This window comes from Arthrobacter sp. SD1074B, assembly GCF_056780195.1.
In genome coordinates, this window is record NZ_JBRAZT010000003.1 from 1 (window position 1) to 17297 (window position 17297).

18 protein-coding genes are annotated in these 17297 nt (G+C 62.9%); 15 read left to right on the top strand and 3 right to left on the bottom strand.

All coding sequences use genetic code 11. The features are described 5' to 3' along the window. Both ACUYM2_RS18365 and ACUYM2_RS18370 read left to right on the top strand, forming a co-directional pair. Positions 1–942: a ParA family protein gene (locus tag ACUYM2_RS18365; protein WP_400160549.1), complete on the top strand. Its 942-nt coding sequence runs from the start codon at positions 1–3 to the stop codon at positions 940–942. Positions 943–1298: 356 nt separating this feature from the next. Beyond that, the gene (locus ACUYM2_RS18370; RefSeq protein WP_481601535.1) at positions 1299–1682 is read left to right on the top strand and encodes a hypothetical protein; all 384 of its coding nucleotides are present in this window, start codon (positions 1299–1301) and stop codon (positions 1680–1682) included. Positions 1683–1806: 124 nt separating this feature from the next. Here ACUYM2_RS18370 and ACUYM2_RS18375 read toward each other — a convergent pair whose 3' ends face one another. Next, a complete protein-coding gene (locus tag ACUYM2_RS18375; RefSeq protein WP_481601536.1) occupies positions 1807–3630 on the bottom strand; it encodes a MarR family transcriptional regulator in 1824 nt (607 codons plus the stop codon). A gap of 219 nt (positions 3631–3849) precedes the next feature. After that, the gene (locus ACUYM2_RS18380; RefSeq protein WP_011689691.1) at positions 3850–4083 is read right to left on the bottom strand and encodes a hypothetical protein; all 234 of its coding nucleotides are present in this window, start codon (positions 4081–4083) and stop codon (positions 3850–3852) included. A gap of 449 nt (positions 4084–4532) precedes the next feature. Between ACUYM2_RS18380 and ACUYM2_RS18385 the strand changes: the two genes are divergently transcribed. The 4 genes from ACUYM2_RS18385 to ACUYM2_RS18400 all read left to right on the top strand — a co-directional run bounded on the left by ACUYM2_RS18385 (position 4533) and on the right by ACUYM2_RS18400 (position 7617). Further along, a complete protein-coding gene (locus ACUYM2_RS18385) occupies positions 4533–5009 on the top strand; it encodes a hypothetical protein (protein ID WP_476982590.1) in 477 nt (158 codons plus the stop codon). After that, positions 5009–5995, top strand: a complete 987-nt coding sequence (locus tag ACUYM2_RS18390; RefSeq protein ID WP_481601537.1) for a hypothetical protein — start codon at positions 5009–5011, stop codon at positions 5993–5995. The genes ACUYM2_RS18385 and ACUYM2_RS18390 overlap by 1 nt, the downstream gene beginning before the upstream one ends. 401 nt (positions 5996–6396) lie before the next feature. After that, the gene (locus tag ACUYM2_RS18395) at positions 6397–7149 is read left to right on the top strand and encodes an alpha/beta hydrolase family protein (RefSeq protein ID WP_481601538.1); all 753 of its coding nucleotides are present in this window, start codon (positions 6397–6399) and stop codon (positions 7147–7149) included. 6 nt (positions 7150–7155) lie between these two features. Continuing rightward, complete coding sequence (locus ACUYM2_RS18400) at positions 7156–7617, top strand: hypothetical protein (RefSeq protein WP_400160543.1); 462 nt, start codon at positions 7156–7158, stop codon at positions 7615–7617. 121 nt (positions 7618–7738) lie between these two features. Here ACUYM2_RS18400 and ACUYM2_RS18405 read toward each other — a convergent pair whose 3' ends face one another. Beyond that, positions 7739–8053: an ArsR/SmtB family transcription factor gene (locus tag ACUYM2_RS18405; RefSeq protein ID WP_481601539.1), complete on the bottom strand. Its 315-nt coding sequence runs from the start codon at positions 8051–8053 to the stop codon at positions 7739–7741. A gap of 155 nt (positions 8054–8208) precedes the next feature. On the opposite strand from ACUYM2_RS18405, the gene ACUYM2_RS18410 reads away from it, so the two are divergent. The 9 genes from ACUYM2_RS18410 to ACUYM2_RS18450 are packed head-to-tail and all read left to right on the top strand — an operon-like array spanning position 8209 to position 17266. After that, positions 8209–9213, top strand: coding sequence for a CHAP domain-containing protein (locus ACUYM2_RS18410; RefSeq protein WP_481601619.1), 1005 nt, complete (start codon positions 8209–8211; stop codon positions 9211–9213). Next, the gene (locus ACUYM2_RS18415) at positions 9210–9728 is read left to right on the top strand and encodes a hypothetical protein (RefSeq protein WP_481601540.1); all 519 of its coding nucleotides are present in this window, start codon (positions 9210–9212) and stop codon (positions 9726–9728) included. The genes ACUYM2_RS18410 and ACUYM2_RS18415 overlap by 4 nt, the downstream gene beginning before the upstream one ends. Positions 9729–9770: 42 nt before the next feature. Next, a complete protein-coding gene (locus ACUYM2_RS18420) occupies positions 9771–11234 on the top strand; it encodes a MinD/ParA family ATP-binding protein (RefSeq protein ID WP_481601541.1) in 1464 nt (487 codons plus the stop codon). A 34-nt stretch (positions 11235–11268) separates the two neighbouring features. Next, complete coding sequence (locus ACUYM2_RS18425) at positions 11269–11871, top strand: DUF6668 family protein (RefSeq protein ID WP_481601542.1); 603 nt, start codon at positions 11269–11271, stop codon at positions 11869–11871. A gap of 11 nt (positions 11872–11882) precedes the next feature. Continuing rightward, entirely contained in the window at positions 11883–12152 is a 270-nt protein-coding gene (locus tag ACUYM2_RS18430; protein WP_481601543.1) for a hypothetical protein, read from the top strand. A gap of 25 nt (positions 12153–12177) precedes the next feature. Beyond that, positions 12178–12933 carry a DUF8175 domain-containg protein gene (locus ACUYM2_RS18435; RefSeq protein ID WP_481601544.1) on the top strand — a complete coding sequence of 252 codons (756 nt, stop codon included), beginning with the start codon at positions 12178–12180 and terminating at the stop codon, positions 12931–12933. A 1-nt stretch (position 12934) separates the two neighbouring features. Continuing rightward, a complete protein-coding gene (locus tag ACUYM2_RS18440; RefSeq protein WP_481601620.1) occupies positions 12935–14218 on the top strand; it encodes a TrbL/VirB6 family protein in 1284 nt (427 codons plus the stop codon). Further along, the gene (locus ACUYM2_RS18445) at positions 14205–15713 is read left to right on the top strand and encodes an SCO6880 family protein (protein WP_481601545.1); all 1509 of its coding nucleotides are present in this window, start codon (positions 14205–14207) and stop codon (positions 15711–15713) included. Before ACUYM2_RS18440 ends, ACUYM2_RS18445 begins: the two co-directional genes overlap by 14 nt. Next, a complete protein-coding gene (locus tag ACUYM2_RS18450) occupies positions 15713–17266 on the top strand; it encodes a helicase HerA domain-containing protein (protein ID WP_481601546.1) in 1554 nt (517 codons plus the stop codon). The genes ACUYM2_RS18445 and ACUYM2_RS18450 overlap by 1 nt, the downstream gene beginning before the upstream one ends. The last annotated feature ends 31 nt before the right edge of the window (positions 17267–17297 follow it).

The following is a 17297-nucleotide window of genomic DNA, read 5'->3' on the forward strand; positions in this document are numbered from 1 at the left end:
ATGGCACGATCACTGCAAGCCTCAGTACCCCCGAAATCCCGCGAAACACGGGCAATTGACCGGGTCATATCCCTGGCTAACGGCAAAGGGGGAGTGGGTAAAACCACGACCGCGGCAAACGTTGGCGGATACGTCGCCTTAGCCGGTTCGCGGGTTCTAATGGTCGACCTCGACCCCCAGGGCGACCTGGCTCGGGATCTCGGTTATGAACGTCAAAGCGGTCGGGAGCTGTTCCAAGCACTCATCGCCGGGACAGCGCCGATGATCCTCCGCAACGTCCGTGAGAATCTAGATGTCATCCCCGGCGGTCAAGACCTCGAAGATATCCAAGGAATCATGCTCTCGCGTTCCAGCCGCTCGGACGCCGGCGACTTCGGCGACATGCTTTACACCGTCCTCGCGCCTCTGGCGGACGACTATGACCTCATCCTGATAGACACCCCTCCGGGAGAACGGATTCTCGTTGAGGGCGCTTTCGCTATCTCCAGCGCCGTCGTGATTCCTACACGCTCCGATGACGCGAGCATCGACGGCGTGGAACGCATCGCCCGGCGCTTTATGGCCGTCCGGGACCGGAATCCGAACTTGCAACTGGCCGGCATCGTCCTGTTCGGCGTCGGACCCCGCTCGTTGCGCCTGGAACGCAGCGTACGAGACACGCTGGAAGAGATGCTCGGCACCGTCGCCCCCGTCTTCGAAACCCGGATCCGGAACCTGGAGAGCGCCAGCGCGGACGCACGCCGCAAGGGCCTGCTGTTCCACGAGTTGGAGGGTGCAGTCACCGACGCCCAGAAGAAACGCCTAAAGGCCCTCCGGGCAGGGGAGAAGCCCGCAGAAGGGTTCTTCTCACGCAACGCCGGGGGACTGGCTGAAGAATACGAGCAGTTGACCGGCGAGATACTGGCCCGCCTTAACGAGATCGAAAGCGGGAACCAGGCATGAGCGGCCGGCCTAACCTTTCTGGTGCTTTCGCGCCATCCGTAGCTCCCGCGCGCGGGGCAGCGTTGCAGGGCCTACTCGCACCGAAGCGGCGGGGGAGCGCTGCCCAAGCGCCCGCCCCGGCCAAGGAACCCGAGTCGCCTGAGAGATCAGCGGAAGCGCTGGCGCAGAAGACCGTCCAAGTTCCGCCCACGTCTGAACTCGAGTCCAATATCGAACAGGGTCCTACCGTCGAGCAGACATCGACGAAAGAGCGGGAGCGCAGCACTGTTGAGCCCGAGCTGGTTTCTGCGACCACTCAGACTCAGAAACCAGCTCCGCGGCAGCAACCGGCGGCTAAGCGGGGCGCCGCATCTGCAGTGAAGGCCTCCGAGACGGTGCCTGGGGGGCTGCGCAACGTCGGGGTCTACCTGCCGCCGGCCCTGCTCGCCGACGTCAAGGATGCTGTGTACCACGCCCGAACGACGTACGCGGATCTGCTCATCGATGCCTTTGAGGCTCTGGATGAAGAGCAGATATCGGAGGAGTTCACGGTGGAGACGATGTTGACGAGATCGGGCATGCCGCGGCGCGCACCTCGAAAAAGGGGAGAGGCCGGCATCCAAATTCAGCTGCGTCTCGACGGTCTGCAGGTCGCCTGGCTGGATGAGAAAGTCGTGGAGTTCGGCGCTCCGTCACGCAGCGCCCTTGTCTCCGCAGTCTTCAAGCTTCACGTCCCCGCACGCCTAACCGCGAAGGAGTGAGGGACTCATCGCTATGGGATGCGGCCATGCCTCCTATAGTTCTTATGGCTTAGGTTATGGCACGAAGTTAGTGGGCTGGCCCTCGGCGGAGGAATGCTGAACACACAGAACTTCGGCGTTGACCCTAGCCGGCTCTACTGAATGCGACGTCCGCGAGGGTCCATTCATCGGGCGGCCCTTCAAATGTCTCCCACGGGTAGTCTTCGCTGGGGGAGAGGAGCTCGGCGACGGTGTTGACGTGTTTGGCCAGCCATTCGCGCCAGATTATCCGGTCCTGCTTGTAGCGCTGCAGCTGCGCAGCGACCGCCTCCAGGACGCCGAGTTGTTCAGCGAGTTGTCTCAACGACGTCGATGACACCACGGCCCAGGACTTCCCGGCATTCCGCGCCACCAAGTTCCAGGCCGCCAGGATTTCCAGTGCTTCGTTTACCGCTGACCTCGAGAGCCGGGTAACGCGCACGATTTCGGCGATCGGCATGGCGGGGGAGTTCTCGAGTGCTTCGTAGACGAACGCCGCCGGCAGGCCCAGTTCCCGGAAGACGGGGCGTACTGCGTGGATCTTTCCTTTCTGCCATTCTGCACCCTCGGCGGCCGTCTTCAGTTCTTCGGGGACGGTCAGCATGTACAGATCGCCCTTAGTCCCGCGAGCTTCTTCCACCAGGGTAACGAGCGGGTCCTTCTCTATCCGAAGCGCCTTCAAGTGGAGTGCCACGGTGGTGTGATCCAGACCCGTGGCCACAGCCATTGACCTCACCCCGAATTCAATAAACCGGGACCCGGTCATGTGGGCTGCCTCACCGAGAGATCTCAGCACCATTCTTCGTGCCATTCCTGTTCTGGATTCCTGGTAGTGCACCTCACTGATCCGAAGCGCGTTCCTCCATGTCCTAATGAACTGGTGCTCAGCACCAGGATTCAGCGAAGTTGGATTCGAACCCTTTAGTACAGGGCGCTGTGTATTTGGCTGGCTTGTGGGGGATCTGCGGACATTGTCATTCCCGTCCGCGGTTGCACTCTTTTTGAGATAGGCGACGGCGTTGATCCAGTCCCGGCGCAGAGCCGGAATCCGGTGGCGGGAGGCGTACCGGGCGTAGAAGGAGGCCAGCCCGGGCCAGGTCCCTTGCTTCATGCGGCGTTCCACGTCGACGAGCTGGAGGCCAGCGGCGGCTGCTCCGGTGAGGATCGCCTGACGGGCGTCTGAGTCGGTGGCGTACCGGGTGGTGTCGTAGAGTCCGGTCTGCGCCATGAGTTGCATAACCCGTGACATTCGGCCGGCCGGGTGCTTGACCGCGGGTGCCGCATCGGCTGCCGGAGCGAAGGGTTCCTCAAGCCGGAGCGCCCGCGCAGCGTTGATTTCGCCCGCCAGGTCAGCAGTCATGGCTGCCCAGATGTCGGTCGGGTTTGGCCGGCGGGCGACGTCGTAGGCCATGGATAACGACATGGCTAGCTCTTGGTGGCCGCCGCGTTTGTGCGGGGAACCCGGGGTCCGCATGCAGCCGTGGAGAAGGTTCTGGTGCGGGGTCTTGTCCAGTGTCCGGTACCGGGTGCCCAGGGCCTCTACAAGATCGCGCGCTTCAGAGAAGGTGACCCTTTGAGCAAGCGGGATGTAGATGTGGCGGCCGCCGTTTGGCGAGTAGTCCTCGATCCACCGCGCCCCGAACGAGTGGAGCCAGGCCTGGACGGCGCGGACGTCCGCCAAAACCCAGTCGACACCGGCTACCGAGGAGTCGAAGTCGAGGAAGATCGCAGCGCATGTGCCGTCTTTACCGAAAATACGCACCGCGGCGGGAAGTGTGGGTAGCGTCTCGCAGAGGGCGCGTTCGTGCTTCTGCGGGTAGGTCTTGCCGGCGTCCCGGGAGAGTCGAACACGGGGCTGGCCAGCAAGGATAGGTGCCAGGGCAGCCCAGGCCTGAGCGGGGGTGTGAGCAGAGGATGGCTCGCGCGACACGCCATCCCCGTATTGGGCTGGCAGCACGCGACCGTGCTGTTGTACGATGATGATGTTCCTGTCGAGGGAATGGTTAAGGACCGATCCTGCAAGATCGGTTTGCAACACAAATGAAGCCCTGTGAAGGTCTTCTATCCGATCTACGATCTGTTCGCCGGCAAGCTTCCCGGATCGTGGATCTTCAGCTTCGAAGGCCCGCCTAGTGCGGGCCTTCTTCTGTTATGAGGCTATGCGTATCGGCAGTTCCTCCTGGTGTGCGAAGTGATCCAGCAGAGCCAGATCTTCGCGCAGGGAACGGTCTACGGCGGATGAAACGTAGTCTGTGACAGTCATGCCCTTGGCGGCAGCGATCATCTGAACGTCCTCCGCGGTCTTAGCCTGCGTGCGGAAGCCAATGTATTTGCGGAGTCCCTTGCTGGGCCGTCCGCCTCCACGATTGATTACTGCGCTCATGGTCATGTCCTTTGAATCTCGCACAACCTGCGGTTGCGGCTGCTTCATCGCTGGTGCTACTTGCGGTCGATCACTATCAGGTTTCTGTTTACAGCTATCGACTGAGTCGAAACTAGCACTGCTTTCGAAGGCATCCGGGGATTTGTTTACAGAAAACAAACCCGCGTGTCGCGTCGCTCCGGCCCCGAATGCCCAGCGAAATCAGCGAATTGACGTTCACGACTGCCGGGTGGGCCCGGGGCGCCTCAGCGCAGGACCGTTGATCGCGCATGCTCGTCCCCTTTTCGTGGAGTGAGGGCGGCGTCCCCAAGCCGCTTGATATGGTTGTCCCCGTTCCATCCGGGATGCCTGAAACAGCCTAAACCATGTTCGAAACATGTTTCAAGCCATGTTCCGTTGAAGATACCGAAGGGCCAGTAGTCGTGACGCAACCCTTGCGATCCCTGCCTGTGACCACCTCTCAGCGGGCTTTCCGCGATGCATCGTCCGCATTCTCATCCTTGGAACTTCCAAGCGCCCTGACTCTAGACCGCCTCGTCAGCGTCGTTGCCGGGATCCGTGGCAAGCAAATCCGGATACGTGCCACTGAAAAACTCGTCGGGACTTCCATCTGTGGTCTCTGGCTTCCTGGAACGAAGGTCGAGTGGGTCTTTCATCCTCCAACGCCCTGGGAGCTACAGCGTCAACAATTCATCCTTCACGAGCTTGCCCACATGGTTCTTGGCCATGACACAACACCGGGCGCAGGGACCGTTCTGAAAAGCGGCTTTCGCGGTCTTTCTCCCGAAATCGTGCGCAGGGCGCTTATGCGGACCGAATATCGGACCCTCGAAGAGGCGACGGCCGAGTATCTTGCCGATCTCTTGGCGGAGGCCTTGAGGAAGGGGCCCCGCGAACCGGGTGCCTTTGAGGATGTGTTCGGCTAATGGAGATCATCGCCGCGGGGCTCATGGTGGCCCTGGCTCTTGTTGTTATCGCGTCGCGTGGCCAGGGTAAGGACACCAGCATTCTGTTCGCCTCGATGCTGATCTCAGTGGCAATGCTTCTCAATGTGGACGCTTTATACGTGCTTGCAGACGGCTGGGTCGGGGGGAAGAACTTCGCGGACCTGGGATCAAATCTATTTCTGCTCACAGGGATCTATTTTCTTGCCCGAGCCATCCACCGCGCTGCGGGGCCGGCGTCTTATGGCAACGAATCTTCGTATGACAGGTGGGCCAAGATGGGGCTTGCAGGTGCCACCATCTCGGCCACTGCCCTGTTCCTTTTGGTTGACGCCCCTGTAACGTCGACAACTTTTATGAGGGACTTCGGTGGAGCATGGGCGGCGGGTCTATATTCCGCTGTGCAGTATCTCTACATCGGCGCGGTTATGGCAGCCGCAGGTTGGACGTGCGTGCGGTTCCGAAAATCGTGGACCGCGAGGCTCTATACCATCGCGTTCGCGCTGGTTGGTTTTGGATGCCTATCCGCGGTTCTGTTAGTCCTAGATGTTCTATTACTGGACACCCTCCATGTTCTCGACATCGTCGCGCCTCTCTCGGTGCTGTCCGGAGTGTATGCGGGGTTGAACTCGGTTACATTCTTTTTGCTTTGCACCGGCTTAGCCTTGCCTCCGGCCAGCCGCAAGGTCGCGGCCATGCGCGAAACAGTGCGAACCAGCTCTGTGATTGCTGGTTTGGAACCAGTCTGGGGGCAGGCAGTAGCAGGGAATGCCGGGCTGACACTGGATCTTGGCGTGGTTCCGAAACGTCCAGATCGACGGCGCAGGGAGCTGCACCGCATGGTTGTAGAAATCCAGGATTCTCTTGCACGGGATCCAGACGTACGGGACAAAATCGGGACCAAAGGCCTCACTAAGCTGTCGAATGCCTCCGATCACCTCGAGAGGCTCTCGTGGCGTCCTCGCTGAGCTCCGTGTTGCGAGCAGGCCTTTTCGGGGCTGCAGGAGTAGGTGGGGCCGCGCTGATTTGGGCGGCCCGAGAGGCAACGTCACCGACCTACAAGCCCACCTATGACATCGTCCCCTTAGAAATTTCCGACGACCAGATTCTGTTTCGAGCCTCGCGACGCACCCTAGCGCCGGGCCAATTCGGGTTTCACCTTTCTAGTGGCGGCCCGCCGGCCGTAATCGGACCGGTCGTATCTGTCCAAAAGGGAAAAGTCCTGCGCCAACTTCTTTTTCGGCCCGCGGATCTTTCCATCTATTCCCGGGGGCGGTGGAGTGGCATCGTCTCGGTGAACCCTTTGTCCGTTGCACCTGACGCGACCGCGGCCTTTATAGAGACTTCCCTCGGCTCAGCCCCTGCATGGGTGATCGACCGCGGAACTAACTGCTGGGCCATCCATGTCCATGGGCAGGGAAGCTCGAAGGCTCAGACTTTGCGTGGGGTTGAGAGCGCATCGGGGCTGGGACTCAGCTCGTTGGTGATTTCATATCGCAACGATGGTGAGGGTCCCAGCTCGAAGGACGCGAGATGCCATCTGGGCGAATCAGAGTGGCACGACATAGAAGCGGCTCTTCAATTTGTTGCGGAGCGCGGTGGAACTGAGTGCATAGTGTTTGGCTGGTCACTCGGGGCCACTATGGCTCTAAATGCCGTACAGCGGTCACCGCTGGCTCGGACGATTAAGGGCTTGGTCATGGTTTCGCCGGCATTGGTTTGGGAGGAGGTGCTGCGTGCGAACGCCCACCATCACGGGTGGCCCCGGGTGTTGGGCTCGCTCATGGCCCGTCTCCTAGCGCTCAGCTCATTCAGCAGACTGGTAGGCCTCGAGGCTCCGATCGATGTACGAGGTGCTGACAGGACCAGGGTTGCGGGCGATCTGGGCATTCCGGTCCTGATCATCCATAGCAAGAACGATTGGTCTGTCCCTTTTGAAATTTCGACTCGTTTCGCACAGGCTCACGAGGATTGGATCGAACTAGTTGAGTTTGACTGTTCCGGGCACACTCAAGAATGGAATTCCGACCCGGTATGGTGGAACCTAGCCGTCCGCCGCTGGTACGAGAATTGGTTCCGTTCTGGCCCGACCGGAAAACAAGCTGCGACAGCCAGCGAATGAAAGTAGATGGTTGAATTTATGGTTGGCGGTGACAGCCCCCAGACTCGATTGGAGCGAGCGGAGACACTCGCTCGCAAGGTGAACCTCCTTCTGGATGTCGTCGTGGCCGAAGGCGGGGAACCCTATGAGTTCTCCGACATCCAAGCGGGCGTGCGCGAAAATGGGTACGAACTCTCTCGGACGCGCTGGTGGCGTATTCGTTCCGGTGAGTCACCTGACGCTGTCCCAAGAGAAGCTCTGGTTGCGCTGGCCAAATTCTTCGAGGTAGATCCGGCATACCTGACCGATGAAACCGGCGAGCTTCCGGAACGGATTGAGCGCGAGTTGCAGCTCTTGAAAAGGATGCGTCGCAACAGATTAAAGAACATCGCCGCGCGGACTCTCGGCGACATAGACATCAAGACCCTCGAGGCAATTAACGCGCTCCTGGATGATGTTGATGGCGATGAGGGCGTCAATTTGCCTTAGTTTGAACCATGGTTGAAACATGTTTCAATCCTGATATCGTAGATGCGTGCGCACTTCGACATCTTCCAAGATCCGGTCCTGCGCGGTCGCTTGCCACCACCCAACCCCGCACCAATCTCAGTCAGGCGCCTTCGATAAAGGCGGCGTATGCCTGAACCAGTTCGCGAACCCGAGCTCGGTGGATCGCGTATACAACATTCTTGCCATGCCGCAGACCCGCAGGTGGATCAGTTTGGACCAATCCCGCCTTGGAAAGGACATCGAGGTGTCGGTTCAGGCTCGGCCGGCTGATATCCAGAGCAGAGTGCAGACGCCCGACCGTGGACGGGCCGAGCCTGGAGAGGTTATGCAAGATGTCAGCGCGGGCTCGATTGCCAATGAGGCTGACTGCTGCCTCAACATCGACGGGCATCTTCGGTCGAAGCAAATTCGGCATGCCTCAATCTTGCCTGACCCTTTTCGAGGACGCACTCTATCAATAAATAATAGAGTTATTGTAGGTCGATCATTGTGGCGCAATTGAGGGTGCCGCGGCTGCAAGTAGGCGCCGCAGTTGGCTTGTTCTCGATCTTTCTTGGCCTGGTCCTGTCGATGGTGCTGCTCCTTTCCGAGCCATCTCCTGCTGCCGCCTGCGGCCCAGCGATTTCCGTGTCTGTGGACGCCAACACCAAGGTCGACGGCTACACCCAGGAGCAGCTGAAGAATGCTGCGTCGATCATGGGCGCAGGGAAGTCTTTGAATCTGTCCGTGAACGGTCAGATGATCGCGGTGATGGTTGCCCTGGGGGAGTCCGGCCTTCGTGTTCTCGACAGCGGCGATACCGCCGGCCCGGACTCCCGCGGTCTGTTTCAGCAGCGTGGCAACGGTGCATGGGGCTCTTACGAAGACCGTATGAACCCGGCCAAGAGCGCAACGAACTTCATCAAGGCGCTGCAGGCTGTGCCGGGGTGGGAGTTGCTTGAGCCGACGATCGCGGCCAACAAGGTCCAGCGCAACGCCGACCCGTACCACTACCAGAAGTACTGGCCCGAGGCCGTGAAAATCGTCCAGGCTCTCTCCACCTCGAAGTTCTCCCTGCAGGGAAGTGAGTGCGGGATCCCCGGACAGTCAGGCGCCGGGAACGACTACCCGTGGAAGAACTCACCGACCTGGATGCATGCCGGGGCCAACGCTTCCAGCACCTCACCGCTGGGCATGTTCTACCGGGAGTGCGTGGACTTCGCCCTGTGGCGCGTGAACCAGCAGATGGGATCCACGAGTGTCCCGTTCAAGTTCCTCAACGGCACCTTCCGTCCAGACGGTCAGGGCCTGGGTTCGGCACTGACATGGAAGGCCGGCTGGGACGCCAAGGGCTGGCCCACCGGCCGCGCACCGAAAGTCGGTGCAGTGGTCTGGTACGCGCCAGGAGCCGGGGGAGCGGACCCCAACTTCGGCCACGTTGGCGTGGTGAAGGAAGTCAAAGACAACGGAACTTACGTCGAAGAGGGCTACAACGGCAACCCTGCCCCGGATGACCACAACTACTACACCCGGACCGTGGCCAGCACAGTTCCCTCGGCCTTCCTGTACCTGCCCGTCCAAGAGGAGAAGAAGTGAAGAAGCCCCTGACCCTGCTCGCCGTCGCGCTGCTGTGCGCGGCCTGCGCGCCTGCCGCGTCCACCGGGGCCGCGCCGGCATCGTCTTCCAGTGCCAGCACCACACCCTCAGCGCGGGTATCTCCGAGCGCCAACAGCGGCCCGCAGGCACCCGGAGGCACCGTCCCGCCCACCATTGGCATCACCTGGGATCAAGCCAGCAAGGACGATGCGCTGGACGTTGCTGAGAACGCGATGAACGACTTCGCGCGTCCGAGCCTGGATGAGAAGCAGTGGGCCAATGACCTCGCCCGCTGGCTCACGCCTCAGGCTACGGCGGATTACTCCTCCGTAGACCCTTCCAACATTCCGGCATCCCGCGTCACCGGAGCGGCCACCTTGTCCGTCGATGAGGCCAACGGATACGGCGTCACCGCCGCCGTCCCAACTAACGCGGGGAACTACACGCTGCAACTGCTCCGCACGGACAAGGATGCACCGTGGAAGGTCAACCGCCTCACCCCGCCCGCATCCTAAACGCCAACCCCCTTTCCCTTCTCACACCTAAGGAACAAGCCGATGGGTACTGCACCAACGCAAGTTCTGGCCTTTCCCAGCATCAAGGCCATCGTCCGCGACAACGGCACCGCTGAGGTCGTCGTCGCGGGCAACTCCCGCATCGTCCCTGCCGGGGAATCCCTGCAGGGCCTACGCAACAACGCCCTGGCCCTCGTCGTTGGCGAAGCGCAAACGCTCCAGCGCCCGGTCCGGGTCCAGATCGAGGATCCCGAAGGCCACGGTGAGCTGATCGTCCACCCAGACAACAAAATCGAATCCGTCTCCTACGAACCCCGCACACCCCGCCGACGCGCAGAAGCCCCGACCACCACCCCGGAAACCGTCGCCCCGGCAGTCATCAGCACCGCCTCCGTGGCAGAGCCGGCGCCCGCAGCGAAGCCTGCGGTTCCCGCTCAGGCTCCTGCGGCCGTGGCCGACGACCAGCCGTGGCCGCCCGCACCGGCAGAGCAGAGCGGGCCGGCAGTGGCCGCCCCGGAACAACCGGCGGTTGCTGCGGAAGAGGCTCCGACGCGACGCAGCTTGAAGGACACTTCCTTCCTGGTCAGCGCCCCGGTCCTCGAGCCGGCCACCCAGGGCTGGCGCGGCGCACTCACACGCCTGGGCATCCGGATGGACCCCTCCGAGGAAGAGCTTTCCGAACGCGAAGACATCCGCACAGTCAGCCAGCACTGGCCCGGCCCCCGCACCATCGCCGTGGTCAACCGCAAGGGCGGGGCCAACAAGACCCCCACCGTCGTCATGCTCTCGGCTATCCTCGCCCGCTACAGCGGCGCGGCCACGGTCGCGTGGGATAACAACGAATCCCAAGGGACTCTCGGCTGGCGGACCGAAAAGGGCTCCCACGACCGCAGCGTGCTCGACCTGATCGATTCCTCAACTGAACTGCTATCCCCGTCCACGAACGCCGCCGAAATCGCCAAATTCGTCCACCACCAGACGGCCGATAAGTTCGACGTTCTCCGCTCGGACGAGAACGAAGAAGGCGACCACGAAGTCACCGCGGAGGAAGTCGATATCGCCTATCAGGTCCTGACCCGGTACTACCGGCTCGTCATCATGGATTCAGGCAACACCGCCCGCGCTGCGAACTGGCGGCGCATGATCGACCACACCCACCAGCTCGTCGTCCCCGTCACGGCTATCGAGGACCGCGCCGAAGCCGCCCGGCTGACGCTGCAGACCCTCGAATCCCGTGGCGGCCACGACGCCGAGCTGGCACGCAACGCGGTCGTGATCGTCTCCGAATCCACCGATGCGAAACGGTCCATGAGCGGAGATGCCCTGAAGCGGGCCAAGGACGAGGCAGAACGGATCGCCAAAGGCTTCGAACCCTTCGTCCGCGCCGTCGTCCGCATCCCATACGACCCGGCCCTGGTCAACGGACCCATCCGGTACGAAGCCCTCCAGCCGGCCACTCAGCGGGCCTGGCTCGCCGCGGCCGCTGCCGTAGCCGCCGGCTTCTAACCACCCGTCCAACGGACATTCGAAAGGAGGACTCATGCAGCAGACCCTGAACCCCTGGATCAGCCGCCCCGCCGTCGAGGCGGAAACGGCGGAGCCGGAGGCACACACCCCGCCGGCGGCGGCTATTACCGCTCCGTTGCGGGGCATGGTCGAACCCGACGCCGCTGACCGACTGGGCCATCGAACTGCCGCCGGCGCCGCTGCGCTCTGGGTCACCGGGGCCCACGGCGGATCAGGTGAAAGCCGCGTTGCGGATCTCCTGGCCGGGGCACGGGCCACAGGGCACAGCTGGCCCGTCCCTCAGGACGGAAGCGCCCCGAAGCTGCTGCTGGTCTGCCGCGCCGATATCCGCGGACTGACCGCGGCCCGCAGCGCCCTCACCCAGTGGGCCGCAGGCGCAGCCCCTGCCGTTGAACTCCTCGGCCTTGCCATTCTCGCGGACGCCCCCGGAAAGACACCCAAAGCCCTCCGTGACTTCACCGCCATTGTCGGCGGCGGGGCACCCCGCCTCTGGACCCTGCCCTGGGTCGAGACCTGGCGGCACGAAGACACCCCCAGCGTCCCCACGGCCCGCGAATACCAACGCTTCACCACCGACATAGCTGCACTCGTAGCTGACACCAGCTCCACCAAATGAAAGGTCTCACCATGAACTTCCACGCCGTATTCGACGGAAGCGTTATCCCGAACCCGACGCCCACCGTTCCCGAACAAGCCAAGGGATTGCTGACCGTCCTGAACTGGGCCTCCGGCATCGGCCTGGTCCTCGGCGTACTCGGCGTGATCATCGTCGGCATCGGCATGGTCATCCAGCTCCGCCGCGGCGAAGGCGGGGAATCCATAGGCAAGCTCGGCTGGGTCCTGGCCGGTTGCATCATCATCACCGGCGCCTCCGGCATCGTCCGCGCCTTCGTCTAACCCGCACCTACCGGAGAGGTTCATCATGAGCGAATCCACCCACAGCAGTACCGAACGCAGCCCGTTCACCAAGCCCGGATTCATCATCTCGGCCGCCCTGGTCGTTGCAATGCTCGCCGCTGTCGTCGTGATCTTCTTCCTCCCCAAGACAGACAGCACCGCCCAGCCCGGACCGGCCTCATCGGCGCCCAACACCTCCTCGGGGCCGTCCACGGCAACCGATGAGGCGGGGGGAAGCATTTGCGGGCTACCCTCAAGCTCAGACACTGCTCTGGGCGCCGCGCCGAAAACCAAATGGGAACTAGTCGGCAAGATGGCAGCACCCACTGACCCCAAGACATTCGGGCCAGGACGCACGGACGAAAACGGCTTCAGGTCCTGCTTTGCTCACTCACCAACCGGCGCCGTCTATGCTGCCGTCAACCTTGTCGCACTTGGCTCGTCTAAATCACAGCAAACGAATATTGAGCTGGCAGACAAGCTCATCGTCCCCGGTGTCGGGCGCGATGCAGCTAAACAGCAAGCGTCGACGCTGGATCCCACCTCCGGCTCAACAGACACCGTGCAGGTGCGGGGCTTCATGCTGAAGTCGTACTCGCCCGCTGACGCCAACGTTGATCTGGCATTTCAAACCTCCGGCGGGAAACTCTTTCACGCCGTTCTTCCGCTCCAGTGGCTTGATGGGGACTGGAAAGTCAAGGTTTCCGATGCCGGACAGCTCATCAATGATGTTGCCCCGCTCAGCGACATGAGCGGCTTTATTGCATGGGCCGGTGTCTGACATGGCCGATTGCGCTCCGCTGGATCTCATCTGCAAGGGCGGCGACGCGGTTTCCGGGATGCTCAACGACGCCATGACCAACATGGCGAAAGCCATCTTGGAGGGCATGAGTCAAATGGTGACGACGCTCTCCACTTTCTGGGTGAGCATGCCGACGGCCAACCTCGCATCACAGGACGGGCTCACCGCGAGTCCTGTGGTGGGGTTCGTTAATTCTGAACTGGGCTACTGGACGCTGTCTTTGGCAGTGCTGTCGGTAATCCTGGGGGGAACCCGGATGATCTGGGAACAGCGCGGGGCGCCGCTGAAGGACCTGCTTCGGTCCTTGCTGACCCTGGCTCTGGTCTCCGGGCTCGGGCTGGCGGTCATTTCTATTCTGGTGATTGCTGCCGATGCGTTCTCGGCCTCGATCATTGACCGGGCAACGGACGGCAAGGGCTTCGCCCACGCGATGGCCATCCTGGTCATGACAAACCAAACCGGCGTTGGGGTCTTCATCCTGATCATTCTGGGTCTGGTGGGTCTACTTGCGTCGCTGGTCCAGATCGTCCTCATGATCGTCCGCGGCGGCATGCTCGTCATCTTGGCCGGCATCCTTCCTACTACCGCGGCGTTCACCAACACAGAGATCGGCCGCCAGTGGTTCCAGAAAGCCATCGGCTGGACCATCGCCTTCATTCTCTACAAGCCCGCCGCGGCCATCGTCTACGCAGTGGCCTTCAAACTCATGGGGTCCTCGGGGGGCAACGCCCTACTGGGGTCCGTTACCGGCTTCGCCCTCATGATCGTGGCCCTGCTGGCGCTGCCGGCACTGATGCGCTTTGTCACCCCGATTGTTGGAGCTGTCGCTTCCGGTTCCGGAGGGGCAGCCGGAGCAGCCGTGGGGGCCATCGCCACCGGCGCTGTCTCGATGGGACGTTCCGGCAGCGGACGCGGCAACGCATCCCCCACACCGGCCAGTCAGGGTGGCCAGAGCGCCAGCGCACCGGGCAGCAAGGGCACCAGCGGCAGTAACGGCGGCAACGGCAAACCCACCCCGGGCTCAACCGGCCCCGGAGGAGCACCCGGCAAGGGCACCACCGGAAGCACAGCTACTGCGGGGGCAGGCACCCCCACCTCAGCAGCAGGACTCGGCGCAGGGGGTGTCGCATCCGGGGCGACAAAAGCCGCCGGCCCGGCCGGTATAGCCGTCGCCGCAGGCGCACAAGCAGCGTCCAAGGTCTCTCAGGCCGCACAACAAACCGCGCAGGATTCAACCGGGGAGGGCCCCAGTGGCAGCAATTAATACCGAATACAAGGAACCGTCCTACGGCAACTGGCGGGTGCCGCGCTCCGCAGGGCTGGGAAGTCTGGGCGCGATCGGCACCGGCATCGTCATGATCGGCCTGCTGGCAGGCATCATCACCTTCGCCATCTGGGGACTGCTGCCGGGCCTGAGCGTCCTTGCGGTCGCCGGCCTGCTCGTGCTGCTTCTGACCGTCAAAGACAAACACGGACAGTCCATCGTGGACCGGTTCGCTACGCGGATGAATTTTCGTCTAGCCCGTTCCGGCGGGACCAACCTCTACCGTTCAGGCCCGCTCGGAGTGACCGAGTGGGGCATATTCCAGCTCCCCGGACTGGCTGCCAAGTCCCGGCTGTACGAGTTCAACGACTCCTACAACCGCCCGTTCGCCATGCTTCACGTCCCCACCACGAGCCACTTCACCGTGGTCTTCTCCACCGAACCTGACGGCGCTTCCCTGGTGGATCCGGAACAGGTCGATGCATGGGTCGCGAACTGGGGCGGCTGGATCGCCGGACTCGGTGATGAAGCCGGGCTGGAGGCCGCGGCCGTCACCGTTGAGACCGCACCGGACTCCGGGTACCGACTGCGCAACGAAGTTGAAATGAACATCCACCCCGACGCCCCAGAGGCCGCGAAGGCAATCCTCCGCGAGGTTGTTCGCACCTACCCCGAAGGTTCGGCCACGGTTCGGGCATGGGTGTCCCTAACGTTCACCGCAGCGCTCCGGTCCGGATCAAGGAAGCGCGAACCCGAAGACGTCGCCCGGGATCTAGCATCCCGCATCCCCGGGCTCGGTGCCCGGCTGCAGTCCACTGGGGCTGGCATCGCACGTCCCATGTCCGCGCAGGAACTTTGCGAGGTCGTCCGCATCGCCTATGACCCTCCTGCGGCGTTGATCATTGACGAAGCCCATGCCGCCGGATCCCCGGTTGCCCTCACCTGGGGCGAAGTCGGCCCCTCTGCCACACAGGCGAGTTGGGATGATTACCGGCACGACGGCGCTTTCTCTGCGTCCTGGACCATGACGGGTGCCCCTCGTGGTTCCGTAAATTCCTCGGTTCTCTCCCGATTGCTGGCACCGCACGGGGACATTGACCGCAAACGCGTGTCCCTGCTCTACCGTCCTATGGATTCGGCCCGGGCTGCGGCCGTGGTCGAGCGGGACCAGAACAACGCCAACGTCCGCATCACCTCCGGGAACCGTCCTTCTGCTCGCGCCCTCGTGGATGCCCGCTCAGCCGCGCAAACCGCGCAGGAAGAAGCCCAAGGTGCCGGCCTGGTGAACTTCGGCATGGTTGTCACCGCCACCGTCACCGACCCTGCCCGTCTCCCCGATGCGGTGGCCGCTGTGGAACAGACCTCCGGGACCGCCCGGGTGCTGCTACGCCGCGCCTACGGCTCCCAGGACACTGCGTTTGCTGCGTCTTTGCCGCTCGGGCTCGTCCTCCCCAAGCACATCCTGCTGCCCACCGAGATCAGAGAGGCCCTGTGATGCAGAAGCTCTTTCCCAGGAAGAGGAAGAACCCGCTCCTTGAGGGTGTGGAATCCGAAGCCCTCAGCCGCCGCGCATCCAAGGGCCGGCCCGCCCGGGTGCGCGTCCCCGGTTCCCGGGGATGGGCCGGGCGCGGAGGAGGATCTGCGGCCCTGGTTCCGGCGGTACGTGAGTATCGCGGGACCACGGTTCAGGTCTGCGGCCTGTGGCCGTTTTCCTCAGGCACGTCCTCTCCCATGGTTGGCGTTCCGCTGGGCCGGCACGAGGAAACCCAAGCCACAGTCTGTTGCGACCCGATCAGCTGGTTCCAGCGCGCCCACCTGATTTCCAACCCGTCCGCCTTCATCCTCGGCAAACCGGGTCTGGGCAAGTCCACGCTCGTACGCCGCATGATGCTGGGGCTCTCCGGCCAGGGGGTCCACCCGCTGGTGCTTGGAGATCTGAAGGGCGAGCACGTGGACGCCGTCCGGGCCATCGGGGGCCAAGTCATCGAGCTCGGACGCGGCCGGGGATACCTGAACATCCTCGACCCGGGACAGGCTATTGAGGTCGCCCAGCTCCTCGAGGAGCGTGGCCACCACGAAGCCGCCGTCCGTGTGCGTGCCGATGCCCACGGCCGCCGCCTGAACATGGTCGTCTCCCTGATCACGATCAGCCGGAACAACCCGCCCACGGATCAGGAACAAACCATCCTCGACCGGGCCCTGCGCGTCCTCGATGACCGGTTCGACGGCGTTCCGGTCCTGAAGGACCTGCTGGACGTCATCACTGCTGCGCCGGACGAACTGCGCCAGGTAGCCTTGGACCGCGGAAACATGACGATCTACCTGCAGGAAACCCGGGCGCTGGAGGCAACGCTGCTGGGGCTGACCGGCGGCGGAAAGCTCGGAGAAATCTTCTCCCGCCAGACCACCAACCCCATGAGCCGTGACCGGGCCGTGGTCTTCGACGTCTCCAGCATTGATGAGACTGAAACGGACCTGCAAGCCGCTGTGCTGCTGGCTTGCTGGTCTTACGGGTTCGGCACGGTCAACGTCGCCAACGCCCTGGCCGACGCCGGGCTGGAGCCACGGCGAAACTACTTTGTCGTCCTGGACGAGCTGTGGCGGGCGCTGCGCGCCGGTAAAGGCATGGTCGATCGGGTGGACGCCCTGACCCGCCTCAACCGCTCCGTGGGCGTCGGGCAGGTCATGATCTCCCACACCATGTCCGACCTGCTCGCGCTGCCAGCAGAAGAAGACCGGATGAAGGCCCGCGGCTTCGTCGAACGCTCCGGCATGGTCATCTGCGGTGGACTCCCCGCCTCCGAAATGCCGCTCCTGACTGCGGCAATTCCGCTCTCGCGGCAGGAACAGCAGAAGCTCATCTCCTGGCAGGACCCGCCCGCCTGGGACTCGCGCGGCGGCGACGTCGAACCCCCGGGCCGCGGAAAGTTCCTGATCAAGGTCGGCGGCCGCCCCGGTATCCCCGTCCAGATCGGCCTCACCTCCATCGAGGCGTCCCTGAACGACACCAACAAGCGTTGGCATGCCAAAGTTGAGAAGTTCGAGTGAATTTTGACGCTTTTGGCGGGAACTTGAGTAT